Source organism: Hydrotalea lipotrueae (assembly GCF_019249625.1).
Lineage (GTDB): Bacteria > Bacteroidota > Bacteroidia > Chitinophagales > Chitinophagaceae > Hydrotalea > Hydrotalea flava.
Genome location: NZ_JAESDL010000052.1, coordinates 1 through 5,074 on the forward strand (window position 1 = coordinate 1; position 5,074 = coordinate 5,074).

The 5,074-nt window shown below is 33.2% G+C and carries 5 protein-coding genes; all 5 read left to right on the forward strand.

Annotated elements, in window-relative coordinates; all coding sequences use genetic code 11:
- Positions 1-324 precede the first annotated feature (324 nt).
- The 5 genes from JK139_RS15240 to JK139_RS15260 all read left to right on the forward strand — a co-directional run bounded on the left by JK139_RS15240 (position 325) and on the right by JK139_RS15260 (position 4,756).
- Positions 325-1,935, forward strand: a complete 1,611-nt coding sequence (locus tag JK139_RS15240) for a vitamin K epoxide reductase family protein (protein WP_218332127.1) — start codon at positions 325-327, stop codon at positions 1,933-1,935.
- 8 nt (positions 1,936-1,943) lie between these two features.
- Positions 1,944-2,087 (forward strand): hypothetical protein, encoded by a 144-nt coding sequence (locus JK139_RS15245; protein WP_218332129.1) that lies wholly within the window; start codon positions 1,944-1,946, stop codon positions 2,085-2,087.
- Positions 2,088-2,384: 297 nt separating this feature from the next.
- On the forward strand, positions 2,385-3,137 hold the full coding sequence (locus tag JK139_RS15250) for a TlpA family protein disulfide reductase (protein WP_218332131.1): 753 nt from the start codon (positions 2,385-2,387) through the stop codon (positions 3,135-3,137).
- A gap of 187 nt (positions 3,138-3,324) precedes the next feature.
- Positions 3,325-3,537 (forward strand): hypothetical protein, encoded by a 213-nt coding sequence (locus JK139_RS15255; protein ID WP_218332133.1) that lies wholly within the window; start codon positions 3,325-3,327, stop codon positions 3,535-3,537.
- Between the two features lie 76 nt (positions 3,538-3,613).
- Positions 3,614-4,756 carry a TlpA family protein disulfide reductase gene (locus JK139_RS15260; RefSeq protein ID WP_218332135.1) on the forward strand — a complete coding sequence of 381 codons (1,143 nt, stop codon included), beginning with the start codon at positions 3,614-3,616 and terminating at the stop codon, positions 4,754-4,756.
- The last annotated feature ends 318 nt before the right edge of the window (positions 4,757-5,074 follow it).

The window sequence follows — 5,074 nt, forward strand, 5'->3', positions numbered from 1 at the left end:
AACACAATGAAATGGGGCAACGGTTTGGCAAAATGAAGTTGCTGTAAAAAATGTACCGCGTTGTTAAACAAAGCAATTGATAAGGATGGAAAGCAACGTTGTATGTGATGCCTTACCAAAATTGCTACATCAGATTGACTTTGATAAATAAAAACTTTCATTCAAAATGTTTTTGTAAATATAGCATATATATATATATATATATATAGCTTAATTTTTTTAAGTAGGGAATTCCCTACAAAATTCAATTTTTAGTAAATTGTAGGGATTCCCCTACATAGTGCATATTACTAAAATTATTAAGTTTACAAAAAAAATATATTTATGGTATATAGTTTTAACACATCCTTAGATGCGGTAGCTATAAAATACGCTAAATTGAAAAGGATACCAATAACAGCATCGCAAATAAAACAATCACTTTTAGAACATCCATTTTATCCCAGCTTATTAAGCCTAAGCGATACCTTTTCAAAATTTAACCTAAACAACGCGGCTTTTAAATTAAAAGCAACACAAGTAGAAAGCTTAGAAACACCATTTATTGCCTTTCATCAGGTAGAAAATGTGGGTAAAGATTTTATTTTAGTACAAGACATCAACAAAAATGACGTTACTTTTTATCATAACCGGGTTAATCAAAAAACCATATCGAAAGAACAGTTTTTACAATCATTTCAACAAATTGTTTGGGTAACAGAAAATGCTACTCAAAAAAATAATCAGCAATATAAGGAATATAAAAAAGAAGAAATGTACGCAAGGTTAAAGCAGTGGATAGCCATTGTTGCAGGCATTGCAGCCATTGCAGGATTAATGGTACTTAACCTATCAATACCTTTCAATAGCTATATTCCATATATAGCCATTGTATGTATTAAGCTAATTGGAATTCTAGCAACCAGCCTACTGTTGGTATATGAAATTGACCAAAATAATCCATTTATAAAAAATTTATGCGGTATTGGTAAGAAAACAAATTGTGGCGCTATTCTACATAGTAAAGCTTCAAAAATTGCCGGAATATCCTGGAGTGAATTAGGCTTTATTTATTTTTCAGCCACATGTATTTTTTTACTGCTACCCGGCTTAAATTTAGATAATAAATTTTCTATTATAGCCTTATTGAGTGTCTGTGTAAGCCCTTATATTATTTTTAGTATTTATTATCAATGGAAAGTGATGAAACAATGGTGCCCTTTGTGTTTAATAGTTCAATCAGCACTTTTACTGGAACTGCTTTGGTCGGTTATTTATGTTGGCATATTTACAAAAATATCTGATTTAACAATTTTCAACTTAAATATGCTGGCTTCATTTTTTATTGCAATCGTTTTACCAACAAATTACTTATTCTTTTTAAAACCAGTATTTCAAGATGCCAAAAAATATCAGTTATATTATCAGGCTTATAGAAGAACTCATTTTAATCCCGACGTATTCAATGGTTTGTTAGTACTTCAGCCAACTGCACTTGATGGCTGGCAAAATATTGGCATAACAATCGGCAATCCGGAAGGTAAAATCATCATCATCAAAGTTTGCAATCCCTATTGTAACCCCTGCTCAAAAGCACATCCCGTTCTGGAAGAACTCATCCATTCAAATAAGGATATTCAGGTTAAAATAATTTTTTTATCCAGTTCTAAAGGAGAAATAGTTGTAAACCATTTAATGGGTATATATGCAGAAGGTGATGAGTTAAAGACAAAAAATGCATTAGATGCCTGGTACTTATCGCCGGAAAAAGATTATGAACAATTTGCCTCCAAATTTCCTGTAAAAGTGTCTTTAAAAGACCAGCAGGAAAAAGTAAATGCGATGAATCAATGGGTTCGTGAGGCAGCCATTGCATTTACACCCACACTATTTATCAATGGTTACAGATTGCCGGAAGATTATTCCATTGAAGATTTAAAAAATATCATCAATTAAATAAAGTTATGAAAGCTTTTCTTTTGGTTACGTTCGCTAAAAGAAAATATCCGGTGGAACGCCTGCTGCGAAGTACAAGCAGCATACCGGATAAGCCAACGCCGGGTGATGCGTTAATCTCCCGGCAAACATTCAATCACTTTAAAATTTAAAAAAATGCAAACAAAAAAAATGAGCCTTGCCGACTTACAACAGCAATTGAGCAGGGCAGAAATGAAATAAATTAAAGCGGGTGGTAACTTAGATCAGGGCTTATCTGGCACACAGGGATATATGTGTTGCTGGACCGGCACTTCCAACTGTAGTATTTGCCAACCTGCTGCACGTCCGGATTGTGCCTCTGGCGCAACTGCAGTTGAATGTTAAATAATACTAACAGTTGAAGCTTTTATTTTTTACCAGAGGGAAATATAGATTTCCTTCTGGTTTATACACCTAAACTTAAGGTTATGAAATATACATTCGTATGGTTACTTATTTATTTTTTTTATGGATGTACGTCACCCAATAAAAATGCTATTGCTATTGTGAATGCCCCAGACATTGAAAAAAATATCATGAGTTGGTTGTATTATGAACGTGATTACATGAATTGGTCGGCAGACTGCATTGCTTTCAATGAAAAAGACAGCCTGATTACCAAAAAAGAATTTTTAAAACAGTTAGTGACGGGTCAATATATACCAGTGAGATTAAAAAGCAAAGACAGTACTATTCAATATCAATTAGCCATAGCCCATAATGCGGAAGTTGGGAATCTGATTCGCAATAAAGCTATTGTTGAATCACATTATGATTCTATGCGCGGTATGTCACTACCTAACTTTAATTTCAAAACGATAAACGGAGTCATCGTTGGTAACAATAGTACACCACGGAGAACCTATGCAGTAAATTGCTGGTTTATTCATTGTAAATCCTGTGTTGCTGAATTTCCTCAATTGAATGAATTGGTAGATGCATACAACAACAGACTTGATATTGGTTTTTTAGGTCTAGCATTTGATAGTGCAGATAGCATCAAAGCATTTTTACCTAATCATCCGTTTAAATATACCATCATCCCTAATAAAGAAAAATATTTAATGGACACATTACAAATCATGGGTTTTCCAACGCAGTTAATAGTAGATAGTACAGGCCATATCATGAATGTATATTCTAATTTAAATGAAATGAAAGCGGCACTAAAACATTTGTAGGCTATTAAAATGTAAAAAATAGAAATTTTATGAGTAGGCATACATACTATCTTCTTTTGATTGCATTCCCTAAAAAAATATCCGGTGGAAAGCCTGCTGCGAAGTACAAGCAGCATACCGGGTAAGCCAACGCCGGGTGATGCTTTAAGCTCACGGCAAACATTCAATCACTTTTAAATGTAAAAAAATGACAACAGAAAAAATTAGTCTTGCTGATTTGCAGCAGCAATTGAGCTGGGCAGAAATGAAACAAATTAAAGCGGGAGAAGATTTTGGCTGTGGCACCAGCATTTCTTGTGATGGGAAAGCATCTGGTGATGCATGTGGAACAAAATCCTGTATTTGCGAAGTGCATTCTGGCGGTCTTTGGTGTACCTCTCAGTTAGCCAGCCTTATGTAATAAGATTTATTTTCTCATTCCCTTTTTATCAGCATACATTTTTTAAATGTATGCTGAGTTTTAAAACGATCTATTTATGATAAGATTAATTTTTCAGCTCCCATTGATTTGTTCTTTAAGCATAGCATCTGCTCAAACCAATTGCCACATTAGTGGAACCATCAATAAAATAGAAAAAGGATATTTAAAATTAGTGAAAAATATAGAAAATAATGAGTTGGCTACATCTGTACTATATCAGGGTAATCAGTTTCCCGATACCATACAAGTAAACAAACATCATTTTACCATTAGCGGGTATATTCTGCAACCGGCTTTGTACAGATTAATCAATGTTGAAAATGATTTTATTACTGAACCGTTTTTTATTGACACAGGATACCAAAATATTACTTTTCAACAAGCCGCCAACCACAATCCTTTTGATGTAGGTTGGGGTGTTGAGATAAGTAATAATTCAATTCAAGATACATTCATACATTATTTGAGTTTGTTTGATATTGTAAATAAAAACATTTTAACGCTTTACGATACCACCAATTGCAATGTCATAGAAAATATCGCAGATAGAAAAGTATGTACTATGCATTTTGAATTACAAAGAAACAATTACAGAAACCAACGGGATAGTATTTTAGTAGATTATATAAAAGCGCATCCAAATGCTAATATTAACCCATGGATATTGTATTGGAATATGAACAAAATGGGCTATCGAGTTGCTTATGAAAAATTATTACAACAAAATGGACTATTTCCCACGCCAATTCAGCAGATATTAATTACCTTCTTAGAGCAATTGCGTACAAAAACCATTGGAGAACCTTTTCCATTATTGCATTTTATTCAGGCAAAAGTGCCTGGATGGAAGCGTGACATACCTGCATACACATTAGTTGATTTTTGGTACAGCAGTTGCAGCCCGTGTATTGGGCAATTTGAATTATTGAAACCTATTTACAAACAATACCATACCAAAGGATTTGAAATAATAGCTATTACAACCGATGGAGCTTCTACATTACAACAATATAAAGCAGTTTTAGCACAAAAACAATATCCCTGGAGGCAATGTATTGATACAGCCGGCAAACAGGCACAATCCATTTATATTCAGAGTTATCCCAGTAACTTTTTAATTAACCAACAGGGAAAAATTGTAGCAATAAATATTACACCTGAACGATTAGCTACTTTTTTAAAAAACGAATTGTTGTAAAAAATTTAGGTAAAACCGGCATGCTAATTTCAATTCCATCAAAAAGGTAAATACAGACATTGGATCCCGTGTTAATTTTCACTAATTGAGAAAATTGTAGGGATTCCCCTACTATAGTTTTCAAAATAAAACATATATTTTTATGCTGCATTTGCCGGTTATCATCCGGAAAATAAATATTGATGCTTTCAATGGCCATTGAATAGGTGTAATCTTCTCCTTACCAGAATAAATAGGAATAATTAGAGCGTATCTCAAAAGTAGTTTCTTAATAATATAATTGTACAAGCTAATTGTACAAATCCGAGAAAATTAGCA

Coding starts and splice junctions, on each gene's coding strand:
- JK139_RS15240 (WP_218332127.1), top strand. CDS start 325: ATGGTATATAGTTTTAACACATCCTTAGATGCGGTAGCTATAAAATAC.
- JK139_RS15245 (WP_218332129.1), top strand. CDS start 1,944: ATGAAAGCTTTTCTTTTGGTTACGTTCGCTAAAAGAAAATATCCGGTG.
- JK139_RS15250 (WP_218332131.1), top strand. CDS start 2,385: ATGAAATATACATTCGTATGGTTACTTATTTATTTTTTTTATGGATGT.
- JK139_RS15255 (WP_218332133.1), top strand. CDS start 3,325: ATGACAACAGAAAAAATTAGTCTTGCTGATTTGCAGCAGCAATTGAGC.
- JK139_RS15260 (WP_218332135.1), top strand. CDS start 3,614: ATGATAAGATTAATTTTTCAGCTCCCATTGATTTGTTCTTTAAGCATA.